9 protein-coding genes are annotated in these 16,748 nt (G+C 47.3%); all 9 read left to right on the plus strand.

Annotated elements, in window-relative coordinates; genetic code table 11:
• Window positions 1-154 precede the first annotated feature (154 nt).
• The 9 genes from J7E85_RS30915 to J7E85_RS30955 all read left to right on the plus strand — a co-directional run bounded on the left by J7E85_RS30915 (window position 155) and on the right by J7E85_RS30955 (window position 16,736).
• Window positions 155-3,880 carry a hypothetical protein gene (locus J7E85_RS30915; RefSeq protein ID WP_215163838.1) on the plus strand — a complete coding sequence of 1,242 codons (3,726 nt, stop codon included), beginning with the start codon at window positions 155-157 and terminating at the stop codon, window positions 3,878-3,880.
• 84 nt (window positions 3,881-3,964) lie between these two features.
• A complete protein-coding gene (locus tag J7E85_RS30920; protein WP_215163839.1) occupies window positions 3,965-8,647 on the plus strand; it encodes an RHS repeat-associated core domain-containing protein in 4,683 nt (1,560 codons plus the stop codon).
• Between the two features lie 12 nt (window positions 8,648-8,659).
• Window positions 8,660-9,004 (plus strand): DUF3969 family protein, encoded by a 345-nt coding sequence (locus J7E85_RS30925; RefSeq protein ID WP_215163840.1) that lies wholly within the window; start codon window positions 8,660-8,662, stop codon window positions 9,002-9,004.
• A 364-nt stretch (window positions 9,005-9,368) separates the two neighbouring features.
• Complete coding sequence (locus tag J7E85_RS30930; RefSeq protein ID WP_215163841.1) at window positions 9,369-9,986, plus strand: polymorphic toxin-type HINT domain-containing protein; 618 nt, start codon at window positions 9,369-9,371, stop codon at window positions 9,984-9,986.
• Window positions 9,987-10,099: 113 nt separating this feature from the next.
• The gene (locus tag J7E85_RS30935; RefSeq protein WP_215163842.1) at window positions 10,100-10,513 is read left to right on the plus strand and encodes a hypothetical protein; all 414 of its coding nucleotides are present in this window, start codon (window positions 10,100-10,102) and stop codon (window positions 10,511-10,513) included.
• Between the two features lie 313 nt (window positions 10,514-10,826).
• Entirely contained in the window at window positions 10,827-13,142 is a 2,316-nt protein-coding gene (locus tag J7E85_RS30940) for a helix-turn-helix domain-containing protein (RefSeq protein ID WP_215163843.1), read from the plus strand.
• A gap of 190 nt (window positions 13,143-13,332) precedes the next feature.
• A complete protein-coding gene (locus J7E85_RS30945) occupies window positions 13,333-14,253 on the plus strand; it encodes an ABC transporter permease (protein WP_215163844.1) in 921 nt (306 codons plus the stop codon).
• 12 nt (window positions 14,254-14,265) lie between these two features.
• Window positions 14,266-15,126 (plus strand): carbohydrate ABC transporter permease, encoded by an 861-nt coding sequence (locus tag J7E85_RS30950; protein WP_215163845.1) that lies wholly within the window; start codon window positions 14,266-14,268, stop codon window positions 15,124-15,126.
• Window positions 15,127-15,185: 59 nt separating this feature from the next.
• Window positions 15,186-16,736 carry an ABC transporter substrate-binding protein gene (locus tag J7E85_RS30955; protein ID WP_215163846.1) on the plus strand — a complete coding sequence of 517 codons (1,551 nt, stop codon included), beginning with the start codon at window positions 15,186-15,188 and terminating at the stop codon, window positions 16,734-16,736.
• Window positions 16,737-16,748: the final 12 nt, after the last annotated feature.

A 16,748-nucleotide genomic window follows, 5' to 3' on the forward strand; every position in this document is an offset into this window, starting at 1 on the left:
TATTACAGGGCATAATTTGTCGAGCGATAGAGTCGATTTTCCTATTCAGCTGCCTACATAGTATACCGATATTTATAAGATGTCCCAGGTAGTGGAAGGGGGTACGGAAAATTCCTGCGACGGATTCATGATATGGCTAGAGGAGGCAGAGAACGTGAGGTCTAAGAAAAACCGAATGATTCCATGGCTGTTGGTATTTGCATTATGTCTTAACGGATGGAATCCATTTATTGCAACAGCTGAGGGAGTTCAGCAACCTAACGAAGAAGAGATGGTACCGGAAGTAGTGGCGCCGCCCAGTGTTACGGATGCTGTATATCATAATTCAAATGTAGAATTGCTTGCAGAAAAAAGAGAGGTAACTTTATACCCAGGCGAATCTTACAGATTTTATAATACGTCCACCTCAACCAAGTCCATTACAAATAATGGGTCAACTTCGAAGGGGATTGTGTTTGACTATGTAACCTTTAATGCGGATGGCAAAATTACCGGCGAGGATATGAATCACGGCGGTAATGTTTCTCAGACAAAGGGGGCATCCACCATCATTACGGTCTCGGGCATGTTCCCAGTTACGTTTTCCATTTTTCCTGAAGTGACGTATTCCTTATCCTCAACACCAGCACTCCATCGTATTACGCTTAATCAGGGAGAAAGCTATATTTTTACGAATGAAGGGAATCAGTCCCTTAATCTGCAAAGCGATGCTTCCAGCAGCCAGGAGAAGCGTTACGATTATGCTGAATACGCTCCCGACGGCACGTTAGACAGCTCAGACTTTAACAGTGTCTCAAAGCCGGCGGTAGGCCAAGGAAATGAAATCATTATTACCGGGGCTACGATCAACCCGGTTACCGTGGGGTTCCCATACGATATGTTTAACGGTGAGTACAGTGCGGAACCAGCATATACGAGGATCATAATGAATCAAGGAGAAAGCTATCAATTTACGAATGTGAGCACGAAGACGGATACGCTGGAAAGTGACGGCAAGTCCAGTGACCGCTTCGATTATGTTGTTTATTTACCGGATGGAACTGAGTACTCAAGAGGAACGAATACGTCAAATAAACCTAGTGTTGCAGCAGGACGTACCGCAGTACTAACGATGGTTACGGCGAACCCTGTTACATTCGGCGTCCCATACCGAACGTTTGATGTACGGCCCACAGGAGGCAGTGCCATTAGCCGGATAACCGTTTATCCGGGAGATACGTATGTTTTTTATAATAATGGATCGCTTACAAATCCCATCCGGAATGATGCAAGTAACGTTGGCGGCTTATTTGATTACGTCATTTATAGACCCGACGATACCATATACAGAAGCGGATTTAATCAAAAAGGGAGCCCGAGTATTCCTTCATTGGGATACGCGATTGTCTCGAACATCGGAAATACGCCCATCGTGTTTGATTATACCGATGATTTTGCGGTTGATGGCAGTGCGGAGCCTGCATTTGAAAGGGTGACCTTATATAAAGGGGAGAGTTACGAGTTTACGAATATTAGTAGTAATATCGAATACTTGGACAGTGACGCTTCCTCCTCGTCCGGTCGGTTATTTGATTATGTTACTTATTACGAAGATGGGACTGAACGCTCGCGTGGACAAGCGACAAGCGTTGAACCCAAAGTGTATCCGAATAACAAGGCAGTGGTAACCGCAGTGTCGGATAACCCGGTGACCTTTGGAGCCATATATACCGTGTTCCAAGGCGGAGGAAGGCCGAATGAGGCTATCAGCCAGATTACCCTCAATCCGGGGGAGTCCTATATATTCCGTAATCATGGGACGCTGTCTAATCCCATCAAGAACAATGCCAGTAAAGTAAACGGGATATTCGATTATGTCATGTATAGAGCTGATGGCAGTCGATCTTCGGATGCCTTTAACAGGAGCTCCAGTCCACAGGTACCGAAACAAGGCTATGCGAACGTCACTGTAGCCGGTACCCAGCCCATCGTGTTTGATTATACGGATGATTTTTCGGTGGAGCCCAGTACAGAGCCTGCTTATCTGCGCGTAACCCTATCCAAGGGAGAAAGCTTCGCGTTCACTAATGTTAGTGCGGAGAGTGAATTTTTGGATAGTACAGCCTCCTTGGCGGGTGGTCGTACCTTTGATTACATTATCTATGATGCTACGGGAGCAGAACAGACGCGAAGAACGGGGGTTACGGTGGAGCCTAAGGTAGCTCCAGGCTATAAAGCAGTCGTAACGACGGCTTCAGACGAACCCGTCAGCTTCGGTGGCCTATACCGTGTATTCCGCGGTCAAGATGACCCGGGCGAGGTAGTCGAGCATCTCACAATCTATCCAAATGAATCATATGTTCTTTATAACAAAGGACCTGATGTTGAGCTTCGCCACAATGCGGATATCGTGGGCGGTTCTATGGATTATGCACTGTATCGAACCAATGGAACGCTTTCCTCGGACGGATTTGACGTTTCCTCGAAACTTGATGTCACGTCTCAGTCTTATATCGTGATCACGAACCCTTCTTCTGTTCCGATTCTTTATGAGTACTCAGGCGATGTTACCGTCGAAGCAAGCACAGAACCCGCATTCCACAGAGCTACCCTGAATAAGGGACAGAGCTATCAATTTACGAATATCAGTACGATTGACAAGGCAATCGTGAGTGAGGCTGTAAATAGTGGCCGTACGTTCGATTATGTTCTCTATGATGGATCCGGCGTGGAAATCGATCGTCGAACAGGTACCAGCATTGAGCCTATCGTTGCGCCTGGAAATAAGGTGATCGTGACCGTTTCTTCGGACAGTCAAGTTTTGTTTGGGGCTGTATATCGACTATTCCAGGCAGAACCTGCTGAGCTGCCAGCAGGAGAAAAGATAACCGTAAGACAGCATGAGAGTGTTATCTTTACCAACACGGGAACAACCAGTCAACGGATGAAGTCGAACGCTCTTGAAGGAAAGAGCTTTTACGATTATGTAGTATATAGCCCAGGAGATAAACCGGAACTAGCTCAAATCAATTCAATAGATCAGGAGATTGTCATTCCTGGTGGCGGTGTCGTTGTGGTAACTGTAACCTCAGCGGAGTCCATTACCTATGAGTATTCGATACCAGTTACTGCAGAGGCCAGCGATGAGAAGGCGTTACTTAAGAAGGAACTGGCTGCTGGAGAACTGGGGAGCTTTATGAATACGGGCCAATTTGAGGCCAAGCTGCTGACGGATGCATCTGTTGTCTCAGACCGGTATTATGATTATCGGCTGCTGGACGCGAGCGGAAACGTTCTGAGGGAGGCAACCGGAACGGATGAGGAACAAGTCGTGCCTAATGGTGCAAGTCTGGAAGTGACCGTGTCTTCACCTCAAGGCGTACTTTTTGCAGGACCATCCAGAAGCTTTATTTTTACTGAAATGACGGACAAGTTCATCGACCTTGTGGAACGGAGAGCAGAGGACATCGATCTAAAAGAGAAGCAAGAGAACTACTATCGATTTAAACCGGAGGCGGATGGATTATACCGATTTGTTGTCAAGGAGAGCAAGAATTTCGAGAAGGAGCCTCAAGTGACATTGTACGCTGATGCTGGATTGACCGATGAACTGGCTACGACCGTTGATCAGGTGAGAGAGCACGGTTGGGATTACACCGTCTTGGAATGGGAGCTCAAAGCGGGCCAGGTTTACTATTTAAAGCTAATAGAGAAAGATGGAACCGCTCTTGAAGGGGTGATCAATTCTGCTCTAATGATTCTAGCCGCGGAAAACAAGTATCACTATGGCTCAAATAACCGGCTTTCTAAAGTGATTCTCCGTACGGGAGATGAGATTCTATATGAATACGACAACAATGGCAACGTAACGAAGCGAAGCAAAAAGGTATTTCCATTCTAATTCGAGATCAGATGCGATAGAGGTGACGATGTGTTCAAAAGAGGATTTATAGCTGTTTTATGTATAAGCTTATTATTGGGGAATATGGGCTCTTTGGTATATGGAGACAGCAGCAAGGTAACAACCAAATCAAGAGAGATTTCTTCACCTGCGATTACGATTCAGATGTTGACACAGCAGTATGGTGTAGACATTGCTTGGGTTCAAGAAAAGATTGCGGATGGATATACCTTGTATCAGATATACTCATCTCTGGGCGGTAAGAAGAGCTCAAAAGCAGCCGATACCGTTCTGGCTAATGTACAGGTACCGGATGTTGTGCAATATGATGAGAAGGCTGTGGTGTCATTATCAAAAACGTTGGCTGAAGATTCAAACGGCGTGGACGAAGCAGCTCTTGAGCAGGTACGAATCCATGACGACTCGTCGGCCTACTTCAACAGCTACGGTCAAGATTCGGTCTCCATGGCTACCGGTGATTTGAATTATGCTAGCGTGGATTTGGAGCTTCCGGGTATGATCCCGTTTTCATTAACACGGGTATACGACAGCTCGAAGGCGAACGAAGAGATCGGAATCCGTCAGGATGAGGTAACTGGACAGGCCGTGAATGACACTAGCATGCGAAGAGAGGAGTCATCTTACGGCATTGGTCGGGGCTGGAGATGGGATCTTCCCCATATTCAAGAGCATGGTGGTAAACGTTATTTGTATTTTCCTGGAGTGGGCTCCTACGCCTTGTCCGATTTATTAGACATTGTAGGGTATAACTGGAATGACATGGATCTGGTAACGGATCAAAGTGTAACTGTGAATGGACAACCAAGTGAATACAAGCTGACGGTTCTCAATGATTATGTTTACTACTTTGATGCTCAAGGTTATCTGCTACAAATCAAAGACCACTATAACAACACGGTGAGCTTTTTATATGATCAGACGCCCGAGGGGCTTGTATTAAAACAGATTTCGAATAGCGAAGGAAATACTCTCCAATTCAGACATAATACATTGAGTCTTTCTGTGATTTTGGAGGGAACGGACCAAAGCGTGGAATATCGCAAAGTTCAGAAGGAAGGCTATACGCTTCTGGCAGAGGTTATTGACTCCATGTCGCGAAGTACGACTTATGTGTACAACCATCCGGTGTCGAGGTTTAACTTCCTATCCGGGCTGGTTAGCATGCCTGAACAGCATGAAGCTGACGGAACGGTTTTATTGACTCGTATCGTGTACCCGACATCTCGGATCACCGATATTCAATATGAAGCGTCATTGAAACAGATTGGGGATTATGCAACTAGGCATGTATTTAAGGTCAGCTCCCGCAAGGATACATTCAGTTCGACATCGGGAGAAAAAATACTGGGTTCCCGCAGCTTCGAGTATACGGGTGAAGACTTGAGTCGTTATGGCCAAGATGTGAACTGGACCACGACCGTAAGCAGCAGTAAATGGGACGAAACGTACAAGCTGAGTAGTTCTTTTGAAGGAAGCTCAAGTCCGGCGCTTCATTACTTGCAGGAATATCGCCAATCGGGGGATTCGATTAGTTACGTCCAAGAGTATGCTTATGATGAGACGAATAAACGAAATGCACCGCAGCAACTCCAAGAACGATATATCCAAAATGCGGCCAATTCAGAGCTTGTTACCACGACATACACCTATGATGAATATGGTCTCATCACATCGGAGAGATCAAGTACGGGGCAAGATACGAGCTACGAATATGAGCAGAAGACGGGAACAGCGGAATGGAAAAAACCTTCCATGATCACGGTCAAAATGAACGACACACAGTCTCAGGTTACCCATCTGGAATATGACGGGCAGGGTAGTGTAACGAAAGAGGTCGTGTCCCAAGGAACGGGCGGAACACCACTTGCTCAATCCGAGTATGAGTATGACACTTACGGCAACCGGACAAAAACCAAAGTCAGGGATGATTCACGATTTATTGAACAGACGTACAAGTACGAGTCCCCGTATGGACGTCATCTGCTGACAAACCAAAGCATGGTCGTGAAGGACGCAACCTCACGCTCCTCCGTAATTACTACGGACTATTCATATTGGCCGACAGGACAGCTCAAGAGCCAGAGAGATAGCGACGGAAACGTGCAAGCGTACACTTATGATAAATGGGGTAGAATTACCCAGCTTGAATACAGTGACGGCACGCTTTCGACCATTCGTTACGATGATGCATTGAATCGAGTCACTCAGACAGCACCGGACGGCGTGATTACGACGGAGCAGTATGACCCGTTTGGTTTGCTAGTTCAGGAGAAAACGCATGATGCGTTATACGAGTATGAATATGATGATGAAGGCAACGTGACGGAAGTGACCGATGCCGAAGGCAACAAAACGAGCTTAACGTATGATGCTTTTGGAAGAAACACGAAAACGGTATACGCTGATGGAGCCAGCAGCAGCACGGATTATCAGGTCGTGGAACGGACAACCACGTATAGCGACGCTGCTGGAAACAAACAGCGCGAAACCTATGATGTACTGGGAAGAACAATATCAACGCAAGAGTGGAAAAATGGAGGGTTTACGCCGCTTCAGCATCTGGAATACGATCTGCTCGGTCAGGTGACGGCATCCATTGACGGCAATCAGCAGCGCACCGAGTATACGTACGACGTGCTGGGCCGCTTGACCTTGGTGAAGGATCCGAAGGGAGAGGTTACCCGCTATATTTATAGCCTGGCTGGTGATCTGGTTCAGGTTGTGCTGCCCGACCAACAGAAAGTAACGAAGACGTATGACGAGATGGGCCGCGTGATTAATCAGACCGATATGGCCAATCAAACCACGGTCTACCAGTACGACAACCGTAGTAATGTAACGCAAGTGGTGGACCGTAAGAACCAGATCTATAACTACGGTTATGACTCCGAGAATCAGCTTATTTCAAAGAGCGGACCGGATTTCTCGATTAATTACACCTATGATGATGCAGGCCGCCGGACCAGTATGACCGATACTACGGGTAAGATGACGTATTCATACAATCCTGAGGATGGAACGCTGAAGGAACTGGAGTTTCCGGACGGAACCAAGGTGTCGTATGAATATAATACGCAGTCGAAAACCGGATATATTCTGAAGGACGCTGCCGGAGCATCCATTCGCATATCTTCTGAGCTTGATGAAATGAATCGGGTCTCGGTGATGGATATCAGCACCGGAAGCAGTGGACCTTCCTTGATGTCTGCTTCTCCGCTGGATCGAATGACCTTTGAATATGGGGCTAACAGTTTGCTGGAGCGCCGAAGCTTTGATAGTGGACTCAGTACCGGTTTTAACTATGACGGATATGACTTGTCAGGCGTAACCGTTCAGCAGGGAAGCACATCCGTGCACGAATTCGGATATAGCTATGACCCGAACAAAAATATCATCTCCCGCACGGAGAACGGAACGTCAGGACAATTCACCTACGATCCGCTGAACCGAATTCAGACGGAAACATCAGGTGACAAGAATTTAAGTTATACGTATGACGCTAACGGGAACCGGCTGGAGCAGGGAAGCGGCAAGATTTTCGGCCTGAAGGAAGCAGATTATACGTTCGGCAGCCAGAACCGGTTAACTCAGGTGGCCGGGGAAGGCAAGGAAGTCAGCTACACCTATAACGGCGACGGATTGTTATATGAACGTAAGGAAGGTACAGATACGACGCGATATTACTATGATGAGGAAGCCAAACTCATCGCAGAAGCGGGAGTCTCCGGAAGCAATGTTACCCTTACCTATGCCTATGTCTATGACCTGTACGGTCAGTTAACGGCAAGGCAGGACCGAGCCTCCGGGAAGCTGCAGTATTACCAAATCAACGGTCACAGGGATGTCGTCGGTCTGGTGGATGAGCAGGGGACGCCGCTAAACAGTTACTCCTACGATATTTGGGGTGGCCCAGTTGTAACCGAAGAAACCGTTCCGAACGTGATGCGCTACGCCGGCGAGTATTGGGATGATACGACGGGCCTGCAGTACTTGCGTGCCCGCTGGTACGATCCGGGAACGGCACGGTTTATGGGCGAGGATACGTATGAAGGGACATTGACGAATCCGCTGAGCCAAAATCTGTATACGTATGTGCATAATAATCCGTTGAGATATATTGACCCAAGTGGACATTTTGCATTTGAAACCTCTGATAAAGTAGAACTGAAAAATTTACTCGATGAAGCCAAGGAAAAATCGAAATCCAACAGAAAAAACAGATATTATCAGGTATACAAGGATTTCATACGGGATCGGTACGACTTTGTATCCATCATGGGAGAAAACCGTTATAATTACTTATTCGACTTGTTAACGGGAACAAGCCCTTACACTAATAATGCAGGCATTTCGTCTTGGGCAAGAGCGCAGTTATTAAATGAGTATCAGGTTTCAAAAGAGGCAGAATATATTGCGTTGCTCGCCATGGGATTTTTACCTGCTAACGGCGGTGCAGGTAACAAGAGATTGCAAAATCTTTATAAATCAATTAAAGATGCTCCGCTTTACCCACAAGGTTTTTCAGCGGCTAAAAACGGAACTGTGAAGAACAAGGTCAACAATACAGAATTACTTGAGGAACTACGAGCTATTGAATCCGGTACTTGGAACAAAATTTACAAGGATGGATTGAACGCAAACGGTAAAAAAATCTCAATTCATTACTTCCAAAGCCAATCCGGTCAAGTGTTTAATGTCAAGTTGAAAAATGGGTGGAGCAACTCATCAAGTCAAATGCCTAAATAAAGGAGTGGTATATTGAATTTACAAATTGAATTGAAGCATTCAGACGAAATTCAAAAGTTTTTATGTATATTAAATCTTGGCATGCTTGATTCCTTGCTTGAAGGGGCATTAACATTTGAAGATGCATATGCGTATCTATACCGTCCTTATGTAGCACAACTTCTAAAGCAAAATAATGCCAACAAGGAAATAATTGAATTGTTTGAAGAATGCTGTATGTTGGAAGATATACGAGACATAGCTCCCAAAAAACTACAAGATGCACTTAAACTGAAAAAGAAAGAAACATTAGATTTACTTAAATCTTTGTCTAGTACAGAAAATTCGATGTATTGGCTCAACAAATTTGACGAATGATTCAAAGACCTTGGGGGGCGGCAATCCTCAGGGTCTTTCTTTTTCCCCACCTAGTGCCGAATGAATCGGGCGGTACAGCCTAAAAGAATGTAACCCTCATCCCCCTCATATGATATTCCCTTAATATGCCTGTACGCACATGCAATGCTTTTGATTGCGTCTGAGGAAGGAGATATTCAAGTATGTAGGATTTGGGGTAGGATAGGGGGCGGCTAAGGGCCATAGCGTTGACGTGTGCTCCTATTCGATGTGTATCCAGATTTAGACACCAACACAACTCAATCAAGAGGGTATGAAGTGGAACTTCGAGTTTTTGGAAACGAGGACTATAAAGCATAACATTGGATATAAGAGAAGGGAGCTTTTGAAGTTACACGGTTTCAATCATGAGTTGTTTCAGCAAACAGGAGAGTGTTTGAGGGTTATTCGATTAGAGTTAACCGAGTTAAACTTGGAAGAAACTTATCACATTCAGGTGGAGGATACCGTCATCGTCACGACGGCAGAGCATCCATTTTGGGTGATAGGGAAAGGCTGGGTTGAATCCAGAGATTTGAAAGCAGGAGATCGGCTTGTCAACGATGAAGGAATAGAATATGTCATTGAAAAGATCGAGATCAAGCAAGAAACGATCCGAGTGTACAACTTCAGCGTTGGGGACTACCATACGTATTTCGTAACGGGACTCAAGCTATGGACCCATAACTGCGGTGGAAGTGGAGGCCGAGGCGCTGGCGGCGGAGCCGGAGGCAGCGGAGGGTTTGTGCCGAGACCCGGCGGTGGTGGTGGAACATCTCTGCCTAAAAAGGTAACAAGCCCGAAACAGAAACAGAAGCCTGTGGTTAATTCAGTCATTGGCTTGATGAGAAGAGTGCAGCAGATTTTCTTGCAGAGGTGGCGAAAAAGTTCCCTGGTGTCCATGAAGTTCCGCTACCATCATCTATTAAATCAAGAGGATACTTGCCAGATGGTACTGAAATAAAACCTGATATGGCTAGAGTGATAGTGAAAGAGGATGGTGGAATTAGGTCTGCTTTTCCATATAGCAGTGCTCATCCTTCAGGAATAGGAAAATAATAAAAAGGAGAAATAACCATGGAGAATGTATACCCGGAGTATGTTACAAAGAGTGCTATTGAAGGTCTCGTAAAGAAAATCAAATTACCTGTTCCTGATGAATTTTCACAAGATTGGGAATATGAAGTGTCGGATTCTTCAAGAATAACCGAATTCTTATATGCCTATGAAAATACCGAATTAAACAAAGACGAAAAATTCGCTTTAATGATTATTATTATTTCATCATTCAATGATGCTATAGTAGAAGGAAAGGCTGAGGAGAATTCGGCTAGCTTAATCAGATATCATCTTCTTCAAGATATTAGTATTCATAAGAATACTATTTATTATTGGTCGATGTTGGATGAGGATGATCTAGAAAATTGTCATGCTGCAACATCTTTTATGAGAGAGATTGCATATGTCACCAAATTAGATGATCAAGACTAGAATTGTCAGGGGGGAATTAATTTACTGGGTTTACAACTCCAACAACAAGATCGTACAATACAACCAACAAACCAAACACTTAAAACTTGACAAGCACACTTGATAAACTTTTCAAAAGCTCTTTCCCACTCGAACCATCTGTAGGAATGAGCTTTTTTGCATGCCAAAATTAAAGAAGGACGAAACGAAATGGCAAAACGTGAACAGATAGTGGCAGCAGAGTGCAGCGAATATTATAACTTACATCAAAATATAGTAAACGTAACTGCAAACCTTGTTTACTTGCAATTTTAAATACCAAGGGGGGACATTCATGAAGCGAAGGACGCCGCCTAACCGATCACCTGAGCCGGGGGATACCGATTCTCTGCCTCCCAGAAGGAACACCCTGTTTTGGAGGCTATTCGCCAACTATTTTCTCCTCATTCTCATTCCCGTTATTGTTGCGTCGGTTCTTGCCCAGGTGCTGGTCGTTCGCATCATCGAGAAGGATGCCGAGCGTTTTAATCAAGTGATGATGAAGCGATTCTCCGAGCAGACGGACACCGAGCTTCAATCCTTGAAGACAAGCATGATTAATATCCTCAGCACCTCCAGATTACGGAGCGTGCTTCTCGCTCCCATGGCTTCATCGCCGGAAAGCCAGCTGCTTCCGGAACTGCTTCATTCCCTGCGGGAGCAGCTGCAGCAGCTGGAATCGGATGATCTCGTCGAGAGAGCGTATTATTATTTTGTTCACCAGGATTTGATGATGGATGCCGAAACCTACACGAATAAAGCGTATTATTTCCATTCCCATTATCCCTTGGATCTGAACCGCCGCCATCAGCTGGAAGCTGAATTATCCGGCAAAAAAATGATGGACTTTATGGATACCCCCGACACTTTGACGGCTTCCATGAGCTATCCGTTTAATACTGCGGCTCCTGAAGTCTATCTCCTGGTCGAAGTGAAACGAGACAAGCTTCAAGAGCAGATTCATATTCCGGAGAGCTGGGTTACGGGCACGGCAATTGTGGATGATGGGGCCAAAGTGATTGCTCAGACCGGACTGACCGAGCAGGACCAGCTTGCCCTGCAGCAGCGAATACGTACGGACGGCGTTGCTTCGCAATTCACGATATCGGACAAAATGGGGCTGTCCTTCATGGCATCCGGCTTTGACGAGTCCTGGCATTATATCAGCATGATTGATTTAGGCACATTGATGAAGCCAGTCTATATGACCCGATGGATCTGCTGGTTGTTCCTCCTGTTCTTCCTCGTTATAGGCGCACTCGCCTCGTATTATTTAAGCCGACGCTTATACCGGCCGATCCTGGAGATTAAGGATGGACTGAAGCTGCATCACGCTCCGAACGGGGAGGTCGGCCACGAAGGAAACGAGTTTGATGTGATCAAACGCTATTCCCAGTTCATTATGACGGAGAATAAAGAGCTGTTCCAGATGGTGAACGGGATGCTTCCGATTGTTCAGGAGCAGTTTTTCACGAAAATCCTGCTGGGGCAATACCGCGATGCTTTATCGATTGAGTACTATGCCAAGGAGATTGAGTTTGCCTACAGTCATAAGGCGGCAAGAACCGTCCTGTGCATCTCGTTCCATTATGATCCAACCGTTTACGAGTCGGCATCGGAATCCACCAAGACTTTTTTGCTGACGGAGCTGAAGGACAAGATTCATCGGCTGGCACATGGCATGGTCTGGATCTGCCAGACAAGGCCGGATCTGATTGCTTGCATCGTGGAGCATGGTCCCATCACGGAGGGCGAGGACCATCCGGAACAAATAGCGGAGCAGATAAGGCACGTTTTTCTCGAATACGGTGCTTATTATAAAGCGACCATCGGTATCGGAAAGACCGTTCATGCCATTGAAGAGCTGCACCAGTCCTATGAGCATGCGCTGGCCATGCTGAAGTACCGGGGGCTGCATTCCGCGGTGGAGATTTGCGGCAGTCAACCTTCCCGGGAGCTGCAGCAGTGGGATTCTTTCCTATCCGTGCAGGACGTCCAGCGGATCCTCAATCAGTATAAAACGAGGGAGTATGACAAGCTGCTTCATTCCGTACTTGCTCTGCTGGAGGAGGGAAAGGGCAAGGATGCATCTGCCATGCAGATGAAATATCTGCTTGCCGATGTGCTCAACACCTGGATTCGGGCCGTGGAATCGGAGCGCAATGAACTCAACGTTCCGTATTACTCGGGTCTGTTCGAACGAATGAATCGCTGCATGACATGGGACGAGCTGACGTGCTGCTTCGAGGACATTCATGGTTTTCTGTTCCGGAAGCCGGCTTCCAGCAGCCGGAATCAACAGTTTATGGAGATTGTGGAATACATTCATGAGCATTATGATCAAGAGCTGTCGATCGAGCATTTTGCCGGCATGATGAATATGTCCATCGGGCATTTCAGCCGGACCTTCAAGGAGGAGATCGGCGAGAAGTACGTGGAATATATCGCGAAGTACCGGCTGATGAAGGCGAAGCAGTTTTTGCTTGAAACCGATTTGAAAATTGACGAAATTGCTGAGAAGGTCGGGTATTGGGGCCGAAATTCTTTGATCCGGGCTTTCCGCCGATATGAAGGCATTACACCCGCCAAATACCGGAGTTTTCACCAATAGGAGAGAAGAGACTACATTATTTTCTGAAGTCTCTTTTTTTGCATGGAACAGGCTGAAAGCCTTGCGGCACAGGCAGTGCAAAACATGTGTCTCAAGGAAAAGATGTTTGCTTTACGCGAAGGAAGAACGGCTCGTATAGTGGGGACAACAACAAACGAATGTAAATGCTTTCAATCGGAGGTGGGGATTATTGGCGCAGCTATCACGGATCGGCTATGTTCTGAGAAAACATAAAGCGTTGTACTTGCTGATGCTGCCCGGCATTTTGTACTACTTGATATTTAAGTACGCGCCGATGTACGGCATCATCATCGCCTTCCAGGACTATTCGATCGGCCGGGGCATTTTGGGAAGCAAGTTTGTCGGATTCAAACATTTGATTGAATTTTTCTATGTCACCCCCGATGCATGGAAGCTGATTCGCAACACAATCATGCTGAATGTGTATGATCTCCTGTTTCATTTTCCGGCGCCGATCATTCTGGCGATCCTGTTCCATGAGCTGAAGAGCAAATGGTTCAAACGGTTTGTGCAAAACATCAGCTACATGCCGCATTTCCTATCCACCGTCGTGATCGCAGGCATTCTCGTGACCTTCCTGTCTCCCACCACGGGCGTGGTGAACCATCTGCTCGTCAAGCTGCTTGGCATTGAGCCGATCATGTTTCTGGGCATGCCGGAGTGGTTCCGGACGGTGTATGTGGGCTCCGAAATATGGCAGAAGATGGGGTGGGGGACCATTCTCTATCTGGCTGCGATTGCCGGAATCGATCCGACGCTGTACGAGGCGGCCAAGATGGATGGGGCGAACCGATGGCAGCAGGTCCGACATATTACGTTCATCGGTATGGTGCCGGTCATGATTATTCTGTTCGTGCTGTCGCTCGGCAATTTCATGGAGGCCAGCTTCGAGAAAATATTGCTGCTCTACAATACGATGAATTACGAAACTGCGGATGTCATTAACACCTTTGTGTACCGGCGGGGCATCCTCGATGCCGATTTCAGCTTTGCCACCGCGGTGGGCCTGTTCCAATCGGCGATTGGTTTCATTCTGGTCGTAGCGGCCAATCGGATCGTACGCAAATATTCGGAGACCAGCCTGTGGTAAGGGAGGTGCGCGATGAAAAAGCAGGAAAGCTTCGCCTCGAAGCTGTTTGACGTATTCAATGTATTGTTCATGATTGTGCTGATCATTGTAATGGCTTATCCGATGGTTTACGTATTCTCGGCTTCCATCAGCAACAATGCCATGGTCGCGAGTGGCGCCGTACTGCTATGGCCGAAGAAGTTTACGCTGATCGCTTACGAACAGCTCATCTATAATCCCGATCTCTGGGTGAGTTATTGGAACACCATTCGTTATACATTTCTGCAAACGGTGTTGACGCTGATTGCGACCTCCGCGATGGCATACCCGCTTGCGAAGCGGTGGCTGCCCGGCCGGAGAGTGATTTTATTGATGGCGGCGTTCACGCTTCTCTTCAGCGGCGGCATGATTCCAACCTTCCTGATCGTTCAAAAGCTGGGGATGCTCGATACGATCTGGGCGATCGTGCTCCCGTCACTGATCAGCACATGGTATCTGTTTGTCATGCGGACATTCTTCGAGGCGCTGCCGGAGGAGCTTGAGGACGCGGCTGCCATCGACGGATGCGGGTCCATGCAGATTCTGGTGCGGATCGTGCTGCCTTTATCCGTACCGGTGATGGTCACGATCGGCCTGTTCACGGCCGTGAATCAATGGAACTCTTTTTTCAGCGCTTTGATCTATCTGAATGACCGGGAGATGTACCCGCTGCAGATTATGATGCGCAACATCCTGATCGCCGGTACGAATGTGCAGGGCGAGGGAGACCTGACGCATCTGGAGACGTTGAAATACGCCATGATCATGATCGGTACGCTGCCGATCCTATGCGTCTATCCGTTTATCCAGAAATACTTTGTACAAGGCACGATGATTGGCGGTATTAAGGGGTAGTTATGGATTTCAAGCAAATCCGTCTCTATACGCTGTGAAGATAAAAAGGAGGTTAGGGAATGAGGCGAAAGGGGTTCAGAACTGCGCTTGCCATGATCCTGCTCAGCGCGATGCTGGTTGCGGGATGCTCCGGCGGGGGCAAGGATGATTCGGGAACGTTAAGTCCTGACAAACCGGTAACTTTTTCTTGGCTGGTATACGACCGGGTCGAGGGCAAGGTTCGGGATGACTGGGAGATTTTCAAAGAGATCGAGGCCAAGACGGGCGTCAAAGTGAAGTTCCAGATCGTGAGCCAGGAGGGGCTTGAGGAGAAGAGGCAGATCATGATTGCCACAAATACCGCCACGGATTTTATCCAGGTGCCGACGCAGGACGGCAGGGAGCATGGACCGGAGAAGGTGTTCCTGAATCTCAATGATTACTTGGATCGGGCGCCGAATCTTAAAGCCTTTTACGAAAAATATCCCGAGGCAAAGGCGCTGGCAACGGGCACGGACGGAGGCTTGTACACCGTACCCGTATTGGAAGGGGATGCGGAGGGCAAGGGCTTCAACTTTATCTGGTATGCCCGCAAGGATATCATGGATCAGCATGGGATACAGGCACCGACTACGGTGGATGAATTTTATCAGTATCTGAAAACATTGAAGGAAAAGGTCCCGGATTCCTATCCGCTCATATCCAACGCCATCGTTGGCGATACAGGGCTGTATACGACCTTCGGGCGTATCTTCACGGGGATCAGCGGCTTCTACAATCTGGATCCGACCACGGATCAATACGCGTTCGCGCCTTACCATGAGAATTATCAGGATATGCTGGTGTATCTGAATAAGCTGTATGCGGAAAAATTGCTGGATCCGGAATTCTCGCTGCTGACGCAAGCGCAGTGGGAGGAGCGGATATTAACGGGAAAATCCTTGGTGACGTTTTTCTGGAAGGCCGATCTGGAGTCACTCGTAGCGAAGGCGAGGGGGGCTGGTACGGCCGAGTATGAGCTGGACGCGATTCCTTCCTTTGCCGCGGAAGGGGTCAAGAACTATCAGTTTTCCCGTCCGGTCGTTGGCACCGTCGGTCGAGCAATCTCGGCCAAAGTAAAGGATAAGGAGCGTGCCGTTCAATTCCTTGATTATTTGGTCAGCGAAGAGGGAACGAATTATCTGTCCTTAGGCATCGAAGGCAAAACGTACACGATGGAGGACGGCAAAGCAATATATAACACGGAGTTTGGCGAGTCTCCGTTTAATGCGCTGCGCAAGGACTGGGGCATATGGTATGACCTGATTACGCTGAATAACGCTAAATCCCGTGAAGTATGGGAGCGTGGTTTAAGCGAGAAGAGCAAGGATATCAATGCCCGGTATGAGCAGTACATTGTCCCGGCACCGAAACAGATCGTCAAGACGGAAGAGGAGCTGGAGCTCGAGAAATCGAAGCTGAACAATCTGAACAAATTCCTTGAGCAAAAGGTGACGGAGTTCGTGACCGGCAAAACCCCGATTAACGACACCACCTATCAGCAATTTATTGACCAGGCCAAGAAACTCGGCTCCGATGAACTCCTTACTATGTACAACACCGCCTATACGCGCACGTACGGCGGCAAGTAATTCCTTATGGAG

It is taken from the genome of Paenibacillus sp. ISL-20 (assembly GCF_018613005.1).
In the GTDB taxonomy this organism is placed as follows: domain Bacteria; phylum Bacillota; class Bacilli; order Paenibacillales; family Paenibacillaceae; genus Paenibacillus_AQ.

What these genes read in the sequence shown, in the direction of transcription:
- J7E85_RS30920 (WP_215163839.1), top strand. Translation starts at nt 3,965, where the DNA reads ATGGGCTCTTTGGTATATGGAGACAGCAGCAAGGTAACAACCAAATCA.
- J7E85_RS30935 (WP_215163842.1), top strand. Translation starts at nt 10,100, where the DNA reads ATGGAGAATGTATACCCGGAGTATGTTACAAAGAGTGCTATTGAAGGT.
- J7E85_RS30940 (WP_215163843.1), top strand. Translation starts at nt 10,827, where the DNA reads ATGAAGCGAAGGACGCCGCCTAACCGATCACCTGAGCCGGGGGATACC.
- J7E85_RS30950 (WP_215163845.1), top strand. Translation starts at nt 14,266, where the DNA reads ATGAAAAAGCAGGAAAGCTTCGCCTCGAAGCTGTTTGACGTATTCAAT.
- J7E85_RS30955 (WP_215163846.1), top strand. Translation starts at nt 15,186, where the DNA reads ATGAGGCGAAAGGGGTTCAGAACTGCGCTTGCCATGATCCTGCTCAGC.